We start from the raw sequence: 17,163 nt of genomic DNA on the forward strand, positions 1-17,163 counted from the left end.
CAACCCACCCCGGGCAAGGCATCCAACGAGGCTGCGGCCGGCAACGGCCCGGCCGCCGCGGTCGACCCGGCCGCCGCCCAACGCAAGGTCGTCCTGACCGCGGAACTGCGGATACGCGTACCCGACCCGGACCGGGCCACCGGCGACGCACAGGGCGTGGCCCGCCTGCACGGCGGCCTCGTCTCCGACGAGCGCACCTCACGCGCGCCCGACCCCTCCTCGGCGGAGCGCTACGGCTCGACCGCGACCACCGTGCTCACGCTCAAGGTCCCACCGGCCGAGTTCGACAAGACGTTGGACGAGTTGAGCCGCATCGGCAAGGTGCTCAACCGGCAGCGCGCCGCGAAGGACGTCACCGACGAGGTCGTGGACGTGAACAGCCGGATCGAGTCGCAGCGCCGCAGCGTCGAGCGCACTCGACAACTGATGGACAAGGCCACCACGATTTCCGACATCGTCACCGTGGAGAGCGAACTGACCCGCCGCGAAGCCGACCTGGAGTCGCTGCTCAAGCGCCAACAGTCGCTCACCGCGCAGACCGATCTGTCGACGATCACGCTCACCATCGACGGCGAACCGGGCAAGGCCGCACCCCCGAAAGACAAGGGGGAGGACGACGACTCGGGCTTCGCCGACTCGGTCGGCGACGCGTGGTCGGGCGGTTGGCACGCCCTCTACGCCGCGGGCAGCGTGGTCTCGGTCGTCTGTGCCGCGGTCTTCCCGTTCGCGCTGATCCTTGTACTCCTGTGGCTGGCCAACCGCTTCACCGGCCGCCCCGTCAACCGGCTCCTGGCCACCGCCCGCCACCGAGGCGACTCGCTTCCCGCCTCGGGCAACCCACCCCACGACCGGTTCCCACCGACCACGCCCCCGCCCCCGCCCCCGGCCACGACACCGAAGGAAAACGAGAACAGGGACGACGAGAACAGGGACGAGGACTAGCCGGTCCCACCCGGCGCACCCACCCACCCGCCGGACGGGCCCGGCCCGGCCCGTCCGGCACACCGAGCCATTGCCCGCGACGAGCCGGCCGACCGGCCGACCGGCCCTGCGGCGCGCCTACCGCGCACTCGCCTCGTGGACGTACTCCACCAGGCGCGTCAAAACCTGCGGATCCGTGTTCGGCAGCACGCCGTGACCGAGGTTGAAGATGTGCCCCTCCGCCGCGCGCCCGGCGGCCAGCACGTCGTCCGTCTTCGCCCGAACCACGTCCCAGGGCGCGAAGACCACCGCCGAGTCCAGGTTGCCCTGGAGCGCCTTGCCGGGCCCGACCCGCTTCGCGGCCACGTCCAACGGGATCCGCCAGTCGACGCCGACCACGTCGGCCCCGGCCTCGCCGAACATCGTGAGCAGTTCTCCCGTACCCACCCCGAAGTGGATCCGCGGCACCCCGTAGTGCTCGACCGACTTCAACACCTTCGCGCTCGCCGGCATCACGGACGCGCGATAGTCCGCGGCGGACAACGTCCCCGCCCACGAGTCGAACAGCTGAACCGCCGAGGCGCCCGCCTCGATCTGGACCCGCAGGAACGCCGAGGTGATGCCGGCGAGCCGGTCCACGAGGTCGGCCCACAGTTGCGGGTCGCCGTACATCAGCGCCTTGGTCTGCTCGTGGTTCTTCGACGGACCGCCCTCGACCAGGTAGCTCGCCAGGGTGAACGGCGCCCCGGCGAAGCCGATCAGCGGGGTCGCGCCGAGTTCGCGGACGAGTTGGCCCACCGCCTCGGTGACGTAGGGGACGTCCTCGGGAGTGAGGTCCCGCAACTGCGCGAGGTCGGCGCGCGAACGGATCGGGTCGGCGATCACGGGGCCGACCCCCGGCTTGATGTCGAGGTCGATGCCGATCGCCTTGAGCGGGACGACGATGTCGCTGTAGAAGACGGCCGCGTCGACCCTGTGCCGGCGCACCGGCTGCAAGGTGATCTCGGTGACGAGATCGGGCCGCGTGCACGATTCGAGCATCGCGATGCCCTCGCGCGCCTTGTGGTACTCGGGCAGCGAACGCCCGGCTTGACGCATGAACCAGACGGGTGTGTGCGGAACCGGTTCACGGCGGCAGGCGCGCAGGAAGGCGGAGTCACGGACGGCGGCGTGCGGAAGGCTCGATTCGGTCACGTCCGCCATGGTCCCAGACCGCCGGGGGCGGCCCAGACGGACCGTCCCGCCCGGCGCGTCGCCCGGGCATCGCGCCCCCGGGGCCGCCTAGGCTGCGGGGCATGGCAGCAGTCGGCGAGACCGTGGAGCCCGAGGAGTTCCGGCAGGCGCTGGCCGGGTGGCGGGCCGCGGTTCTGCGACCCGAGATCGTGCTGGAGGAGATGTCCCGACCACGGGGTCTGGCGCCCTTCTCGGCGGCGTTCGCCGGCGAGGTCGCGGTGGGCGACGAGGACGAGGACGAGTTGGGCAGTGGCCGGATCGTCCTGCTGCACGACCCGGCGGGCCACGACGCGTGGGAGGGGACGTTTCGCGTGGTCACGATGACCCGCGCCGAACTCGAACCCGAACTCGCGATGGACCCCCTGCTGCCCGAGGTCGGCTGGACCTGGCTCACCGAGTCGCTGCACGCCGTCGACGCGCGCTTTCGCGCCCCCAGCGGCACCGTCAGCCGCAGCACGTCGCAGGGCTTCGGCGGCCTGTCCGGGCAGATCGCCAGGACGGAGATCGAGGTCAGAGCGTCGTGGACCCCCGTCGGCGACGACCTTCTGCCACATCTGTTGGCGTGGACCGAACTGATGTGCACGTGCGCGGGGCTGCCCCCGGTTCCGGTCGGCGAGGGCGTCGTGGCCATGCCGCGTCGACCCGCGCGGCCCGGCTCCTGACCCGCCGAATCACCCCGCCGGGTCCCTGCGGTCACACACCCGGGTCAACGTCGCATAACGGATTTGGATCTTCCTCTAAAGCCGAGCGCCATATGTGCCGAAGGACAGGATGACCACCCCGAAGGAGTAGCTGGTCGGGCCGCTTCTTCGGGAATCGCGATCACTGCGCAGGAGGCCCGGTGTCGGTACTTCTCGATCACCCTGCAAACCTGCTTGCCTACCGTCCTTCCAAGCCCACGGCAATGGTTGTCGTCGCGGACCCTCGGGTTCGTGACGCGGTCATCCGCCACCTGTGGGCCCTCGGTGTACGCGACGTCGTCGGGGCGTCGACCATCGCCGAGGCTCGATCCCGTGCCGGCACGCCGCGCGACCTCTGTGTCGCCGACGTGCACCTGCCGGACGGCTCCGGACTCACGCTTCTCACCGAGATGCGCGCGTCCGGTTGGCCGAACGGCTTGGCACTTTCCGCCGCCGACGACATCGGTGCCGTTCGTTCCGCGCTTGCCGCGGGCGTTCGGGGCTATGTCGTCACCGGTGCGCGGGCGGGACTGAACCCGGGACACGCACGGCAAGCCGGTATGCACCACGGGATGCCCCAGGCAAACCGCATGCGTCCGTCGGAACCACGCGGGACGGAGCCCGGCTCCGGCGTCCGGGAGCTTTCGGCGCGCGAGATCGAGGTTCTGCGCCTCGTCGCGGAGGGCCGATCCAACAAGGCGATCGGCCAGGCGATGGGCCTGTCGGCGTTGACGGTCAAAAGCCATCTCGCCCGCATCGCCCGCAAGATGGGCACGGGCGACCGTGCCGGCATGGTGGCCCTCGCATTGCGGGCGGGCATCATCAGCTGAGGCTTCAGGCAAGCAGTACAGCAGGACCGATAGGCACAGCGAGACCAGCAAGCACGACAGGTACACACCGCACGACAGGTACACCCTGTACGGCACGGCCGGGCCCATCGAGGCCGGGCATCACATCAGGTATGGCAGTTACAGCTCAGGCATGGCAGCTACAACTCAGGTATGGCAGTTACGGCCGAATCCCGGCGGGTGAACACCACCCGCCGGGATTCGGCGTTTCCGGACCTGTCGGTCTCTTTTTCCGACCCGTCGGTCGCCGGCGTGACCCACACGTTCCGTTTTCGTGCTGTTTCCGACCCCCGTACACCGTGTGTGGCGCGCCCACCTTGGCGGGGACCTGCCCATTCGGATGGACAGGAGGGTTATTTTGGTGGGGTGACCGACGCCTCCTTCGAAACCTCATCCGAACTTCCGGCGCCGGTCCCCCCGGCGCCGGTCCCTCTCCTGGCCCCTCGTGAGGGCGTTCCGCCGGTCGTGGCGGATCCGCGGGCGCTCGCCGAGACCGTCGCCGCCTTCGCCGCCGGAGCGGGACCGGTCGCCGTCGACGCCGAACGGGCGTCGGGCTATCGCTATGGGCAACGCGCGTATCTCATCCAGCTTCGCCGGGCCGGCGCGGGCAGCGCCCTGGTGGATCCCGCCGCGTGTCCCGACCTGTCCGAGCTCGGCGCCGCGATCGTCGACGCCGAATGGGTGCTGCACGCCGCGTCGCAGGATCTGCCGTGCCTGGCCGAGGTCGGCATGGTGCCGCGGCGGATCTTCGACACCGAGTTGGCCGGCCGGCTCGCGGCGTTTCCGCGGGTGGGGCTGGGCGCGATGGTGGAGTCGGTGCTCGGCTTCTCGCTGGAGAAGGGGCACTCGGCGGTGGACTGGTCCACGCGCCCGCTGCCCGAGCCGTGGCTGCGCTACGCGGCGCTGGACGTCGAGGTACTGATCGAGCTGCGCAACGAGCTGGAGGACATCCTCGGCGAACAGGGCAAGCTCGACTGGGCCCTGCAGGAGTTCGCCGCGATCGCCGCCGCGCCGCCGCCGTCGCCGCGGGTGGACCCGTGGCGCCGCACGTCGGGCCTGCACCGGGTGCGCCGGCGTCGCCAGTTGGCGATCGTGCGGTCCCTGTGGCTGGCTCGCGACGCCATCGCGCGGCACAAGGACGTCTCTCCCGGGCGGGTGATTCCGGACACCGCGATCGTCGAGGCCGCGCTCGCCGGGCCGGTGTCGGTGGCCGCCCTGCTCGCGCTGCCCGGCTTCACCGGTCGCGACAGCCGCCGCCAGGCCGGCGTGTGGTTGGCCGCGATCGAGGAGGCTCGGGCGCTGCCCGAGGTCGAACTGCCGATGTCCACGCTGCCGCACGAAGGGCCGCCGCCGGCTCGCGCGTGGACGGACAAGGACCCCGCCGCCGCGGAGCGTCTGACGGCCGCCAAGACGGCCGTGGCGGCCATCGCCGACGAGCACACGCTGCCCACCGAGAACCTGCTCGCGCCCGACTACGTGCGCCGGCTCGCCTGGGCCCCGCCCACGGTGCCCACCTCCGACGCGGTCGGCGACGTCCTGCGGGTGTTCGGTGCGCGCCCCTGGCAGATCGCGCTCACCGCGCCGGCCCTGTCCGGCGCGTTCCTGCGCCTGGCCGCGCACGCGGCGAACGGTACGAGCACCGCCTGACCCGCGCCGGGCGGTGATCCCGCCCGGTGGGTCGCGCTCACGGCCATACCCGAGCTTTGCTTTGCCTGCATTGACGACACATTGGGGCAAGTGGTTTGGTTAGCCTCGCCTAAATATCGATATGTGTTCGAGCAAGCGGGGTGGCCAGTGTTCGCCAACTACCTGATCGGTCTGCGCGAGGGTTTGGAAGCCGCCCTCGTCGTCAGCATCCTGATCGCCTATTTGGTGAAGAGCGACCGCCGTGACGCGCTGCCCGCCGTGTGGTTCGGCGTCGGCGCCGCGGTCGCGTTGAGCGTGGCCCTGGAGGCGACGCTCGAACTGACCTCCGCCGAGATGACGTTCGAGCAGCAGGAACTCTTCGGCGGTTCGCTGTCGATCGTCGCGGTGTTGCTGGTCACCTGGATGATCTTCTGGATGCGTCGTACGTCGCACGCGCTCAAGGCCGAGTTGCAGGGCAAGCTCGACCACGCGCTCGCGATGGGCACCGGCGCGCTCGTGCTGACCGCGTTCTTGTCGGTGGGTCGCGAGGGCCTGGAGACCGCGGTCATCGTGTGGGGTACGGCCCGCTCGACGGGCGAGAACACCGAGCCGATGATCGGCGTCGCGCTCGGCCTGGGCACCGCCGTCGTCCTGGGCTACCTCTTCTACGCCGGCGCGGTGCGGATCAACCTGGCCAAGTTCTTCCTGTGGACCGGCGCCGGCCTGGTCGTGGTCGCGGCGGGCGTGCTCGCGTACGGCGTACACGACCTCCAGGAGGCCGACTTCCTCCCGGGCCTGACGAACCGGGCGTTCGACATCACCGACACGATCCCCCCGGACAGCTGGTACGGCACGCTGCTCAAGGGCATCCTCAACTTCCAGTCCGACCCCACGGTCCTGCAGGTCACCGTGTGGGCGCTCTACCTGGTCCCGGTCATGCTCCTGTTCTTCCTGCTCCCCAAGGGCACGCCCAAGGCCGGGGTCCCCGCCCCGCGCGAGCCCGCGGCGGCCTGACCCGAACGCGCGCACGACCCGGGGGTCGGCACCGGGCAACCGGTGCCGACCCCCGGGTCGTGCGTAAGAGGTCCCGCCGCCTACCCGAACAGCGCCTTGCCCCAGTAGTCGTCGGCGTGCGCGACGCCGCCGGGACAGGCGAACAGGGCCGAGCCCACGTGCTGGATGTATTCGTTCATCGCGTCCTTGCCGGCCAGGTTCTGTTGGACCGGGACGAAGCCCTTGCGCGGGTCGCGCTGATAGGCCAGGAAGAACAGGCCCGCCTCGAGGCGGCCGAGGCCGTCCGAGCCGTCGACGAACGAGTAGCCGCGGCGCAGGATGGTCGCGCCGCCGTTGCTGTCGGGGTGCGACAGGCGCACGTGCGCGTTCGCCGGCAGCGCCTTCAGCGGCACCGGGTCGTGCTCGCCGGTGGCACCCTGCGGTGCGCCCACGCCCTTGGAGCGCCCGATCACGTCCTGCTGTTCCACGAGCGAGGTGCGGTCCCACGTCTCGATGTGCATCCGGATCCGGCGCGCGACGAGGTAGGACCCGTTGGTCATCCACTCGGGGCCCTCGCCGGCCGGCACCCACACGTGCTCGTGCAGTCGGTCGGTCTCGGTGCCGGCGATGTTGCGCGTGCCGTCCTTGAACCCGAACAGGTTGCGCGGGGTCATCGCGTCCGGCGTGGTCGAGGACGTCTTGCCGAAGCCCAGCTGCGACCAGCGCACCGATACGACGCCGAAGCCGATCCGGGCCAGGTTGCGGATCGCGTGCACCGCGACCTGCGGGTCGTCGGAGCACGCCTGGACCGCGATGTCGCCGCCGGAACGCTGCGGGTCGAGGTTGTCGCCGGGGAAGGCGGGCAGGTCGGCGAGCGCCTCGGGCTTCTTCTCGGCGATGCCGAATCGGTCCTTGCCGTCCTTGGTGAACAGCGACGGACCGAACCCGACGGTGAGCGTCAGGTTGGCCGGCGGCAGCCCGATCGCCTCGCCGGTGTCGTCGGGCGGGGACTCCGGGACGCCGCTGTCGGCGCCGGTCCCGATCGCGTCCCCCGCGGCCATCGCGGCGGCCGCGGCGGTCCACTGCCGGAGCATCCGCACGAGCTTGGCGCGGTCGTCGGTGACCACGTCGAACACGCAAAAGTGCAGCCGGTCCTGAACCGGCGTCGCGATGCCGGCCTGGACGGCGCCCCGGAAGGCGACCGCACCGTGGGAGGGTCCGGCCGGTGTGGCGTCGTCGGTGACCGCGGCGGCTACTCCACCGGCCGCCGCCGCGCCCACGACCAACGCGCCGCCGGTCCACCCCAGGAGGGCCCGGCGGCTGAAACCGCCGTCTGCCGGCGGGGCCGACTCGTCCGACTCGACCGTCTCGTCGACGTGTTCGATCTCGGTCATGGGGCCCTCCCTGGTGATGTTCGGTTGACGCGGTGCCGCGCGGGTCCTGGTCGGGGCGCTGCTGCCCGTCGTCGAGCGGTACCGCTCGTGTCCTCCGGTCTCGGGGGCGGTTGCGCTCGTGTCCCCCGTCGGGAGTTACGCGACGACGCCGGCGAGCTTGGACAGCGGCTCGCCGAGCGCGTTGACGGAGTCGGACAGTTCCTTGCGCTGCTCCTCGGTGACCGTGTCGTAGGAGACGTAGCCCTGGCCCTGCTTGTACTTGGCCAGCAGACCCTGGATCTTGGCGAACTCGCCGTCGAGGGTAGCGGCAAGGGCCGCGTCCTTCTCCGCCACGTAGGGCTTGAGCAACTCGTACGCCTTCTTGGCGCCGTCCACGTTGCCCGCGAAGTCCCACAGGTCGGTGTGGCTGAACGCCTCTTCCTCACCGGTGATCTTGCCGGTGGCGACCTCGTCGAGCAGGCCCTTGGCGCCGTTGGCGATCGAGGTGGGGGTGATCTCGGCGGTGCCGATCTTCGACTGGAGGGTCTTGAGGTCGGCCATCAGCCGGTCCGCGTAGCCCTTGTCTGCGTCGGTGATCGTGCCCGTGGTCCACAGGGTCTTCTCCAGGCGGTGCCACCCGGTCCACTCCTGGCCCGGCTCCAGGTCGGCTTCGCGCGCGTCCATCTGCGGGTCGAGGTCGCCGAAGCTCTCGGCCACGGTCTCGATGGTCTCCCAGCCCAGGCGCGACTGCGGGTACCACTCCTTGGCCTTGGCGACGTCGCCGGCCTTGACCGCGTTCACGAACTCCGTCGCGAGCGGCATCATCATGTCGACGGTCTCGGTCGTGAACGCGCGGTAGTGCGCGACGGCGGTCGCCAGGCGCGGGTCCACCGGCTTCTGCTCGGGAGTGCCGGCGACGGTGACCGTCTGGCGGATGCCGTCACCCTTCATGCCCGGCTTGCAGGCGACCTCGTACGTGCCGGCCTTGATCTCGAAGTTGAGCGTGGCGGACGTACCGGGGCCGATGTTCTCCCGTTCGGTGACGATCCGGTCGCCCTGGGCGTACACGTACAGCTCGGTGACCTGGTTGCCCTTGTTGGTGACCTTGATGCTGTTCTTGCCGGCGGGCCAGTCCTTCTTCGCCACGTCGCACGACTTGTCCTTGGCCGTGACCTTGACGGCGTCGCCGGAGGACTTGTCGCTGCTGCACGCGGTCAGCGCGAGCGGCATCGCGAGCAGCAGACCTGCACCCACCACGCGGGCGGTGGAACGGCGGTGGACGGCAGGCATGGACTCTCCCGGGGACGGAACACACAAGGATGGAGACAGGACGAAGGACGGAAACAGCGGGCGATCGAGATGGTGGAACCACGGAGTGGGGCAGACTGCGAGCGGCCGAGAAGCCGGGACGAATCCGGACCGAGGCTCACGAAATACCGGGACAAACGTAGTACAAAGGTTAGGCAAGGCTAACCAAGGCTAGGCTCGGCTCATTTTGCCGGCCGGAAGTCCACCTGTAGTCAAGACCAGGCAAAGGCCGGTGCCCTCACGCGTGGATCTCGTCACGTCGCCCGGCCGACCTCCGGATGATGCACGTATCCGGACATCGGTGGACCGCGCGCGTGCGCCCCGCGGGTCGCCTCGCTCGCCCCGACCCACACGCCGGCGCGCTCGCCCTCACCCGCTCGCGTGTACGTACGACCCGAATCCGGACAAGGGGACCGAGGGCTAGGACCTTTGGTTACTCATGAGTAGCATGGGGCCCGTACCCATCGCAGGAGGAGTGTGCGCTCGTGCCTCGTAACGTCAGGGACGTCGTCTTCGTGGACGGCGTCCGTACCCCCTTCGGCAAGGCCGGCCCCAAGGGCATCTATCACGAGACGCGTGCCGACGACCTCGTCATCGCGTGCATCCGTGAGCTGATGCGCCGCAACCCGTCGCTGCCGCCGGCCCGCGTCGACGACGTCGCCATCGCGGCGACCACCCAGATCGGCGACCAGGGCCTGACCATCGGCCGCACCGCGGCGCTGCTCGCGGGCCTGCCGCAGTCGGTGCCCGGCTACTCGATCGACCGCATGTGCGCGGGCGCCATGACGGCGGTCACCACGGCCGCCGGCGGAATCGCGTTCGGCGCGTACGACGTCGTCGTCGCCGGTGGCGTCGAGCACATGGGCCGCCACCCCATGGGCGAGGGCGCCGACCCGAACCCGCGGATCATCTCCGAGCAACTCGTGGACCCCTCGGCGCTGGTCATGGGCAACACCGCGGAGAACATCCACGACCGCTTCCCGCAACTGACCAAGGAGCGTTCCGACACGTTCGCGCTCGGCAGCCAGGAGAAGGCCGCCAAGGCGTACGCGGACAACCTGATCCAGCCCGACCTGGTGCCCGTCGCGACGCGATCGGTCGAGCAGGGCTGGGGCCTGGCCACGGCCGACGAGCCGATGCGCCCCGGCACCACGCTGGAGGGCCTCGGCGCGCTCAAGACCCCGTTTCGTCCGCACGGCCGAGTCACCGCGGGCAACGCGGCCGGCCTCAACGACGGCGCGACCGCGTGTCTGCTCGCCTCCGAGGACACCGCGCGCGAACTGGGCCTGCCCGTCAAGATGCGGCTCGTCCAGTTCGCGTTCGCCGGTGTCGAGCCCGAGGTGATGGGCATCGGCCCGATCCCGGCCACCGAGAAGGCCCTGGAGCGCGCCGGTCTCACCATCGACGACATCGGCCTGTTCGAGCTGAACGAGGCGTTCGCGGTCCAGGTCCTGTCGTTTTTGGACCACTACGGCATCGCCGACGACGACGAGCGCGTCAACAAGTACGGCGGCGCGATCGCCTACGGCCACCCGCTCGCCTCGTCGGGAGTCCGGCTGATGACGCAGCTCGCACGGCAGTTCGAGGACCACCCCGAGGTCCGCTACGGCCTGACCTCGATGTGCATCGGGCTCGGCATGGGCGGGACCGTCATCTGGGAGAACCCGAACTGGACCGCGACCTCCGAGGGGGACGACAAGTGAGCGACCTCACGCAACTGGCCGCCGAGGTGTTCCCGGACGAACTGGTGTCGCACTTCCCCGTGCGCGTGCTCGATCTCCCGGGCGGCGCGGGGAAGTTCGCGCTGATCACCATCGACAACGGCTTCGACCACACGAAACCGAACACCTTCGGGCCCGCGGGGCTCGGCGAACTCGACAACGCGATCGACAAGGTCGAGGCGCTCGCCGCCGCCGGCGACGTCGTGGCCGCGGGGGTCACCGGCAAGCCGTTCATCTTCGCGGTCGGCGCCGACCTCAAGGGCGTCGAGAAGGTCGGCGCCCGCGAACACGCGCACGCCATCGGCAAGGCCGGCCACGACACGTTCAAGCGCCTGACCACGCTGAGCGTGCCCACGTTCGCGTTCTACAACGGCGCGGCGATGGGCGGCGGCGTCGAGATCGCTCTGCACTGCACCTACCGCACCATCTCCACGGCGGTACCGGCGTTCTCGCTGCCGGAATGCTTCCTGGGCCTGGTCCCGGGTTGGGGCGGCTGCGTACTACTGCCGAACCTGATCGGCCCCGACAACGCGGTCACGGTCGTCATCGAGAACGCCCTCAACCAAAACCGCCAGCTCAACGGCCCCAAGGCCTACAAGCTCGGGATCGCCGACGCGCTCGTCGACTCGGCCGACTTCGTGGCCCAGTCGCTCGTGTGGGCGGGCAAGGTCCTCAGCGGCGAAATCGTCGTCGACCGCCCGGAGATCGACCGCGGCGAGGGCTGGGACGCGGCGATCGCCCGCGGTCGCGCGATCGCCGACTCGAAGGTGCACGGGGCCTCCCCCGCGCCGTACCGCGCGCTGGAGATCATCGACGCCGCGCGCGACGCCCGCCTCGGTGACGTGGCCTCCCTAGAGGCCGGCTTCGACGCCGAGGACGACGCGCTCGCCGACCTGATCATGGGCGACGAACTGCGCGCGGGCCTGTACTCGTTCAACCTGATCCAAAAGCGCGCCAAGCGCCCGGCCGGCGCGCCCGACCGCAAGTTGGCCCGCCCGGTCACCAAGGTCGGCGTCGTGGGCGCCGGCCTGATGGCCTCTCAGCTCGCACTGCTGTTCGCGCGTCGCCTGCGGGTGCCGGTCGTGCTGACCGACATCGACCAGGAGCGCGTGGACAAGGGCGTCGGCTACGTGCACGACGAGGTCGACAAGCTGCTGCTGCGAAAGCGCATCTCGCCGGACGCCGCGAACCGCCTCAAGGCGCTGGTGTCGGGTTCGCTGACGAAGGACGCGTTCGCCGACGCCGACTTCGTGATCGAGGCCGTGTTCGAGGAAATGTCGGTCAAGCAGCAGGTGTTCGCCGAGGTCGAGGCCGTGGTCTCGCCGACGTGTGTCCTGGCCACCAACACGTCGTCGCTGTCGATCACCGAGATGGCGTCGAAGCTGGAGCACCCCGAGCGGGTCGTCGGCTTCCACTTCTTCAATCCGGTGGCCGTGCTCCCGTTGCTGGAGATCGTTCGGGCCGAGCAGACCGACGACGGCGCCCTCGCGACCGCCTTCGCCGTGTCCAAGCAGCTCAAGAAGACCTCGGTCCTGGTCAAGGACGCCCCGGCGTTCGTGGTCAACCGGATCCTCACCCGCTTCCTGGGCGAGGTGCTCGCCGCGGTCGACGAGGGCACCCCGATCGAGGTCGCCGACAACGCGCTCGCCCCGCTGGGCCTGCCGATGTCGCCGATGGTGCTGCTCGAACTCGTCGGTCCGGCCATCGCCGCACACGTCGGCGGCACCCTGCACGGCGCCTTCCCGGACCGCTTCGGTGTCTCCGCCAACCTGGAGCGCGTCGTCAAGGCGGGCAAGCGCTCGTTCCTGACGTGGGCGTCGGGCGCGCAGGAGATCGACCCGGAGGTCGCCGCCCTCCTGGAGGTGGGCGACTCCCCCTCCACCGAGGAGCAGGTCCGCGAGCGCGCGTTGGCCGCCTTGGCCGACGAGATCAACCGCATGCTCGAAGAGGGCGTCGTGGCCGCCCCGCAGGACATCGACCTGTGCATGCTCACCGGCGCGGGCTGGCCGTTCCACCTGGGCGGCATCACACCGTACCTGGACCGGTCGGGCGTCAGCGAGAAGACCGTGGGCAGGCGCTTCCTCCCGGTGGGGGTTGCGTCGGTGCCGCGGTAGGTGTGGTGGGCGTGTAGGCGTGGTGGGCGTGTAGGTGCGCTGCGTGCGCTGGGCGCGTAGCCGGCGTGGTAGGCGCATTCCGAAGGGCGGTCCGGGGTAACCGGGCCGCCTTTCGGGCGTTTTCGGTTCGTGTGGGCTGTTCGCGCGGGCGGTTTGTGCAGGTGGTTTGTGCAGGTGGCTTGTGCGGGTGGTTCGCGCGGGTCTGAAGGCGGCTTCGGAATCGGACTTGTGGAGATGTCGCAGATTGCGGACCGGTGTGGGTGTGGGTCTGGGTGTGGGTGGTCCTGGGGGTCAGGTCAGGTCAGGTCAGGTCCAGGGCCAGGGAGGCGAGGACGGATTCCTCTTCGAGTTTTACGCGCAGGGCGAGCATGGTTGCGGTGAGTTCAGAGTCCCAGGAGGCTTCGTGGGGTCGGCCGGTCAGGGGTTCCAGCGGCACGCCTTCGGTGGCGGCTGCGGTCACGCCCTCCTCGTAGTCGGCGGCTGTCATGCGCCAGGCGTGGGCACCGAAGCGGCTCAGGATCCGGTCTGCCATGGCCAGGCCCGGCCAGTCGAAGTCGCCGTGGTAGCGCAGGTCGGCGCCCGCTTCGGCGAGGGCGCCGAGGAGAGTGGTCACCACCGTGGCCGGGTTGCCGGCGGTGCATACGAGCGGGGTTCGGGCGCCGCGGTCGGCGGCGAGTTCGACCACACGTGGGTTCTCGCAGACGTGGACCGTCGTACCGGGGGCAACGGGTGGCCCGGCCAGACGGCGGATCTCACGGATCGTCAGGTGCGTCTCGAAGCCCGCGTCCGCGCGCTCGCGCAGCATCCTCGCCGCCGGCGTGGAGCCGGGCGGGCGCAGGCCAAGGGTCAGGACCGTGGCCGAGACCTCGTCGGTCGTCGCACCGGCCGCGCGCCACAGGTCGCGGCGAGCCCGGGCATTCGTGGGGAGTACGCCGCCGGTGTGCTCTCGGGCCAATCCGCGCAGGACGATGCGGGCCAGCAGGGTGCCGTCGTCGAGGCCGTGGGCGGTACCGGTGACGCGGGCGGCCAGGTCCCCGCGGCCGACGGGGTGGTCCGGGTCGATGGTGGTCAGCACGCGTGCACCCTGTTCGATCAGGCGGAGCGCGGTGTCCGCGTCCAGGCGGGCCAAGGCGCCCGACCGGCGTACGGAGTCGACCCAGTCGTGATCGGCGATCACGGCGGCCTCGTCCCACAGTCGGGTCGTGGTGTCGTGCGCGCTGCGGCGTTCGCCCTGGCGGTCGCGTACGGGGTCGCCGAGGGCTTCGAGCGCGGCGACGAGGCCGCCGGTGCCGGCGCGCAGGCGGGCGTCCACGTCGGCCAGGGACACGGTGACATTGCCGGTGGGCGGGACGGACTTGCCGAGCAGCATCGCCAGTTCGCGCCGCTCGGCCTGGTCCCAGTGGGCGCTACGGAGGTGACCGCGGACGGCGCGGCCGTTGCGCTCCAGGCGGGCGCGCAGGCGTTGCCACAGGCCGGCGAGTTCGGGGCGGGCAAGCCAGGCCAGGGTGTCGGGGGAAACCGTCCGGGAGGGGGGCGCGTCGGGTTGTGGGGCGGGAGCGGGCGCGTCGGGTTGTGGGGCGGAGGCCGGCGCGTTCGGATGTACGGCGGGATCCGGCGCCCTCTCGCGGGGGCTTGGGGTCGCCGCCGGCGCACCGTCGGGTGGGTGGGCGCTCACGTTGCGACCAGGCGCTTTTGCGAGCCGTCCCATGTGAAGTGCAGCGTCGCCACGCCACGATGGTGCGGGTCGCGCAGGCATTCGTAGATGTGCAGGGACGGCACCTCGCGGAACGTACCCCACAACCGTTCGCTGGTCAGCACGAAGTCGAGGTCGAGGCGTACCAGCAGGCCCAACAGGCGCCCGTGAGTGGGTTCGTCGACCTTTGCGAACGCGTCGTCGAGCAGGATCATGCGCGGCGCCTGCACCGCGCCGGCCGCGACCGACTCGAAGTGCGCGGCAGCGGTGGCGAACAGGACGAGGTAGGAGATCACCCGTTGTTCGCCCTGGCTCAGGCCGATCCGGGCGTTGAGCGTACGCGCAGTGCCCGGGCGGGCGTCGTCGAGCACCTGAACGGCGAAGGTGTGCCACTCCCGGTAGTCGAGCGCCCTGCGCAGATGCAGCGCGTAGCCGGCCGTCGGGTCCTTGTGCCGTTCGGTCTCGATCAGGCGCTGCAGTACCACGCGCAGACTCTCCGCGTCCTCGCGCGAGCGCAGGGCCGCGGGCCCGTCGAGCAGGTCGACCGCGGCGCGGATGTCGGCGTCGGCGTCCTCGCGGATCTTCCAGACCAGGCGCGCGCCGAGGCCGTGCGATGTGCGTACGCCGTCCAGCGTCTCGTTCATCAGCGCGATCAGGGATTTCGCCGCGAACACCTGTCCGGTCAGATTGTCGCCCAACTCGCCGAGCAGGTAGCGCTCGAAGACCTCGCGCTCGCGCTCCGAGAGGCGGGTGCGCGCGTCCTGGGCCTGCTCGGCGAGCCGGCGGGCGATCAGCGCGACGTCGTGTCGACCGTGGTCGTCGGTGATGTGGCACAGCTTGACGCCGTCGACCTCGGTCAGCACCGCGTCGTAGCCACCGCGCAGGCCGGCCTGCAGCTCGGTGTAGCGGTTGAGCAGGGTCGTGTCGGACACGTCCTTCGTCCGCGGGCCGAGCCGCTCGCGGATCTCGCGAAGGAGCCCGTCGAGGGCGCGGATGCGCGACCGCACGTCGCTACCGGGGGTCTCCGGGGCGATCAACGTCTCGGCCGCGTCGAGACCGGCTCCGCGCTGGACCTCGGGCAGTGCGAGCGCGCGGCGCAGTTCGCTCCCGGAGGTGACCACCGCTTCCTCCAGGGCGGTCAGGTCCGCCTTGCGGGCGTCGCGTTCGGCCTCCGCCCGGATCGCCTGGTCGTGGGTCTCGTTCACGGCCAGTTCGGCCGGGCGGATCTCCCGACGCGCGTCCTCCAGGCGTCGTGACACTTCCCGTTCCCGGGCCAGGATGGCCTGTGGATCCTCGCCGAGGGCTGCTTCCAGTACGGCGAGCCCGGCCTGTTCCTCGGCGAGGCGCAGCAGACTCTCCTCGTGCGCGGACACCTGGCGGGCGTGTTCCTCGTAAGCCGTTCGCCATCCGGCGCGCGCGTCCGAGTGCGTACCGAGGCCGTCGCGCGCCGCCGACGTGCGCCGACGCAGTCCCTCGACGTCGTGTCGGACCCGGTCCACGAGCCCGCGCAGCTTGGCCAGTTCGGCGCGGTCGACGGGAAGCGCGTGTCCGGTCGCGTGTGCCTGGGCGCTCTCTCGGCGTTTGACCTCGACGACCCGCTTGGCGTCCGCCTCCCGACGCGCGTCGGCCGACCGGCCCGCAAGGTCGCGGGCCTGCTCGCGCGCCTCGCCGAACTTGATCCAGGCGGCGTGCAGTTCGCGGCCGGTGGGCACCGCTCGCAGGAGCGCTCGTAGTTCGTCGCGGCGACGATCGAGGTCGACGAGTACGGCTTGCCGGCTCTCGTGTTCGAGGCGGGTGTGCTCGATCCGGGCGTCGAGTTCGGCGAGCCTGCGGCGCCGGGTCGCGGCGCGGACCTCGGCACCGACGTATTCGGCCCGCTCCTTGGTGTGCGCGCCGGATGCCACGCCGAGCCGCCAGGTGCCGTCGGGGGCGATGCGGCTGGTCTGCTCGGGCGCGGAGATCCGGCTGATCTCCCCGTGTGGGGCGATCCGGTCGGCCTGCTCGTGCGGCGCGGCCGAGCGCAGCGCGATCGAGCGCAGCAGGGTGACGACCTGTCGGCCGCTCACCCCGCTGCCGGGCACGGTTACCGGGTCGAGCACATCGGCCAGGGTCGGGCCGGCCGACGTTTCGGTCGGCGACAGGAGTACGTCCCGGGTGTCCGCACTCAGTACGTGTCCCTCTGCGGTGACCCATCCGTCGAGCAGCCCCGACGCCTCCAACGCGGCTTCCAGACCGGCTTGTTCGGCAGCGGTCAGGTGGGAGGCGAAGTCGACCAGGCGATACAGCGGCGCGCCGGTGCCCGGGGCGCGGACCGCCGTCCGGTGGGGCCCGGCCTCGGGCTCGGGGTCCGAGCTTCGTGTCCACGCGAGGTGCTCGGCGCGCAGCGCGTCGAGTTCGGCGGCTGCCGCCCGCACGGCCTCGCGGGTTCGGTCGCGGCGCGCGTCGAGCGCGGCGGTGAGCGGATCCACGATCGTGCGCGCGGCGAGCTCGACCTCGTCGCGCGTCTCGGCCGGCAGCGCCCGATCCTCCAAGGCCGGCGAGTCGTCCTGTGGTGCGGTCACCAGGGCCAGGATCGGCGCGGCCGCCTCGCCGAGCGGGTGCGCCCACGCGCGTACCCGTTCGGCGAAGGCGGTGCCGGCCTGCTCGACCTCGG

General features: G+C 71.1%; 12 protein-coding genes. 7 read left to right on the forward strand and 5 right to left on the reverse strand.

The window, feature by feature from the left end:
• Positions 1 to 942 (forward strand): DUF4349 domain-containing protein (locus GT354_RS08955; RefSeq protein ID WP_161355731.1); only part of this gene is annotated, 942 nt, incomplete at its 5' end.
• Between the two features lie 117 nt (positions 943 to 1,059).
• Here GT354_RS08955 and hemE read toward each other — a convergent pair.
• A complete protein-coding gene (gene hemE / locus GT354_RS08960; RefSeq protein ID WP_161355732.1) occupies positions 1,060 to 2,124 on the reverse strand; it encodes a uroporphyrinogen decarboxylase in 1,065 nt (354 codons plus the stop codon).
• A 92-nt stretch (positions 2,125 to 2,216) separates the two neighbouring features.
• Here hemE and GT354_RS08965 point away from each other — a divergent pair, with 92 nt between their 5' ends.
• From GT354_RS08965 to efeU, 4 genes are all read left to right on the forward strand, one after another.
• Positions 2,217 to 2,816: a DUF3000 domain-containing protein gene (locus GT354_RS08965; RefSeq protein WP_161355733.1), complete on the forward strand. Its 600-nt coding sequence runs from the start codon at positions 2,217 to 2,219 to the stop codon at positions 2,814 to 2,816.
• Between the two features lie 179 nt (positions 2,817 to 2,995).
• The gene (locus tag GT354_RS08970; RefSeq protein ID WP_161355734.1) at positions 2,996 to 3,664 is read left to right on the forward strand and encodes a response regulator transcription factor; all 669 of its coding nucleotides are present in this window, start codon (positions 2,996 to 2,998) and stop codon (positions 3,662 to 3,664) included.
• A 384-nt stretch (positions 3,665 to 4,048) separates the two neighbouring features.
• Positions 4,049 to 5,329 (forward strand): ribonuclease D, encoded by a 1,281-nt coding sequence (locus GT354_RS08975; RefSeq protein ID WP_161355735.1) that lies wholly within the window; start codon positions 4,049 to 4,051, stop codon positions 5,327 to 5,329.
• A gap of 147 nt (positions 5,330 to 5,476) precedes the next feature.
• Positions 5,477 to 6,322 (forward strand): iron uptake transporter permease EfeU, encoded by an 846-nt coding sequence (gene efeU / locus GT354_RS08980; RefSeq protein ID WP_161355740.1) that lies wholly within the window; start codon positions 5,477 to 5,479, stop codon positions 6,320 to 6,322.
• An 80-nt stretch (positions 6,323 to 6,402) separates the two neighbouring features.
• Here the strand turns inward: efeU and efeB are convergent, their stop codons facing one another.
• Both efeB and efeO read right to left on the reverse strand, forming a co-directional pair.
• Positions 6,403 to 7,695, reverse strand: a complete 1,293-nt coding sequence (gene efeB / locus GT354_RS08985; protein ID WP_161355736.1) for an iron uptake transporter deferrochelatase/peroxidase subunit — start codon at positions 7,693 to 7,695, stop codon at positions 6,403 to 6,405.
• 135 nt (positions 7,696 to 7,830) lie between these two features.
• On the reverse strand, positions 7,831 to 8,964 hold the full coding sequence (gene efeO, locus GT354_RS08990) for an iron uptake system protein EfeO (protein ID WP_237534535.1): 1,134 nt from the start codon (positions 8,962 to 8,964) through the stop codon (positions 7,831 to 7,833).
• Positions 8,965 to 9,467: 503 nt separating this feature from the next.
• Here efeO and GT354_RS08995 point away from each other — a divergent pair.
• Together GT354_RS08995 and GT354_RS09000 are read left to right on the forward strand one after the other, a co-directional pair.
• Complete coding sequence (locus GT354_RS08995; RefSeq protein WP_161355737.1) at positions 9,468 to 10,685, forward strand: thiolase family protein; 1,218 nt, start codon at positions 9,468 to 9,470, stop codon at positions 10,683 to 10,685.
• Positions 10,682 to 12,817 (forward strand): 3-hydroxyacyl-CoA dehydrogenase NAD-binding domain-containing protein, encoded by a 2,136-nt coding sequence (locus GT354_RS09000; protein ID WP_161355738.1) that lies wholly within the window; start codon positions 10,682 to 10,684, stop codon positions 12,815 to 12,817. The genes GT354_RS08995 and GT354_RS09000 overlap by 4 nt, the downstream gene beginning before the upstream one ends.
• A gap of 301 nt (positions 12,818 to 13,118) precedes the next feature.
• Here the strand turns inward: GT354_RS09000 and GT354_RS09005 are convergent, their stop codons facing one another.
• Both GT354_RS09005 and GT354_RS09010 read right to left on the reverse strand, forming a co-directional pair.
• Positions 13,119 to 14,492, reverse strand: a complete 1,374-nt coding sequence (locus GT354_RS09005; RefSeq protein WP_346011943.1) for a TIGR02679 family protein — start codon at positions 14,490 to 14,492, stop codon at positions 13,119 to 13,121.
• Positions 14,489 to 17,163, reverse strand: a 2,675-nt coding sequence (locus tag GT354_RS09010; protein WP_161355739.1) for a TIGR02680 family protein, incomplete at its 5' end; no start/stop codon positions are given. The genes GT354_RS09005 and GT354_RS09010, both read right to left, overlap by 4 nt.

Source organism: Streptomyces sp. SID3343, from assembly GCF_009865215.1.
In the GTDB taxonomy this organism is placed as follows: Bacteria; Actinomycetota; Actinomycetes; order Streptomycetales; family Streptomycetaceae; genus Embleya.

Coding starts and splice junctions, on each gene's coding strand:
- hemE (WP_161355732.1), bottom strand. CDS start 2,124: ATGGCGGACGTGACCGAATCGAGCCTTCCGCACGCCGCCGTCCGTGAC.
- GT354_RS08965 (WP_161355733.1), top strand. CDS start 2,217: ATGGCAGCAGTCGGCGAGACCGTGGAGCCCGAGGAGTTCCGGCAGGCG.
- efeB (WP_161355736.1), bottom strand. CDS start 7,695: ATGACCGAGATCGAACACGTCGACGAGACGGTCGAGTCGGACGAGTCG.
- efeO (WP_237534535.1), bottom strand. CDS start 8,964: ATGCCTGCCGTCCACCGCCGTTCCACCGCCCGCGTGGTGGGTGCAGGT.